Annotated in this window: 1 protein-coding gene; it reads left to right on the forward strand. The window is 31.4% G+C overall.

Annotation, left to right across the window (positions count from 1 at the left end; translation table 11 throughout):
• Positions 1–341 precede the first annotated feature (341 nt).
• Positions 342–1,376, forward strand: coding sequence for a YdcF family protein (locus QRN68_RS23185; protein ID WP_285399511.1), 1,035 nt, complete (start codon positions 342–344; stop codon positions 1,374–1,376).
• Positions 1,377–1,459 lie beyond the last annotated feature (83 nt).

A 1,459-nucleotide genomic window follows, 5' to 3' on the forward strand; every position in this document is an offset into this window, starting at 1 on the left:
CGCTTCTCTTAAGTATATAAGAACCCCGCTGCTTTAGCTGTGGGAGTAGTCAGAAGCTTAAAAAGGAACTGCACCAGGTAAACAAGAAAAATAGTTAAAGGTGCAGTTCAATCAGCATGTTCTTTTCTTGGTAAAATTAAATTGTGACAGATAATATCACATTGTTTCAGCATCTGAAAGAATTTTTTAAGGATTATGTAAAAAGGACGTAATTTCAATAATTTAAGCTAGTATGTAGGAGCTAAAATTGAAATAACATTCTCTAAAACAGCTTGATACTCAATTTTTTCTTTAAATAATAAACAAATCAATAATATATAGTCGAGGTGTGTATGACTTTTATGTATTTCGGATTTATTCCGCTTATCCTATTTTTTATTTTTCTTTTTTCTTATCTGAAGGATCCTAGAAAAATAATAAATGGCTTTTTATTTAATGCCTTTTTCTGTTCATTTCTTTTATTTTGTACGATTGCATCTCTAGTATCTGAAAATAACCATATAAAGCTTATAGTTATTATTCCTTTACTAGCACTTTTCTTCATTATACCTTTTGGAATTGTAGCTTTGATGTTCGGCCTATTTCTTAATGCAAGAGTTTTAATGAAAAGAGAAGGAAGAAGCTTAGCAAACTCTTTAACTTTAATTGTAGCTATCATTATTTTACTTTATATCCTAATCCCTATCATAAATCCAGTAAGTTTTTTATCCAATATGTTCCAACCTATATTTGGTGGAATTTTGCTAATTATTTTTTATTTTTCGATCCATCTATCAAACTTCCTAACTGCTTATTTCCTATATCAATTTAATAGGCCAAAGTATAACCAAGATTTTATCATCGTGCTGGGCAGTGGATTAATTAACGATAAAGTACCACCTCTTCTAGCAAGTAGAATTAATAAAGCTATTGATTTTTATCAGAAACAAGCAGCTGTTACAACACCACCAACAATAATTTTCTCTGGTGGGCAAGGTTCAGATGAGAATCTTCCAGAAGCGGAGGCGATGCAAAGATATGCTATTGAAAAAGGAATTCCTATCGAGCATACTGTGCAAGAAAATCGTTCAGTAAATACATATCAAAATATGTTATTTTCAAAACAAATTATGGATACGTTAAAACCAGATGGTAAATACAACAGCATTTTTACTACGAACAATTTCCATCTTTTCCGTGCTGGTCTATACGCTAGACAGGCTGGTCTGAATAGCCAAGGAATCGGCTCAAAAACAGCATTTTATTATTGGCCAAATGCAATGGTTCGTGAATATGTTGCTATTGTTGTAATGGGACGGAAACGACATATGAAAGTTGTTGGAGTAATTCTTGGAATCTCTCTATTCTTTTCTTTATGCGGCATATTATTCTTTTAGTTAAAGACGACTATAAACATATCTAGTTTCACGCGTGTTGATTATCTAATTTCTTCCAATGAAAATTATACAAAAAGAGAGAT

The sequence above is a fragment of the Lysinibacillus sp. fls2-241-R2A-57 genome (assembly GCF_030209535.1).
In the GTDB taxonomy this organism is placed as follows: Bacteria; Bacillota; Bacilli; order Bacillales_A; family Planococcaceae; genus Lysinibacillus.

Bases quoted from the DNA above. Each gene is read 5' to 3' on its own strand.
- QRN68_RS23185 (WP_285399511.1), top strand. From the start codon at position 342: ATGTATTTCGGATTTATTCCGCTTATCCTATTTTTTATTTTTCTTTTT.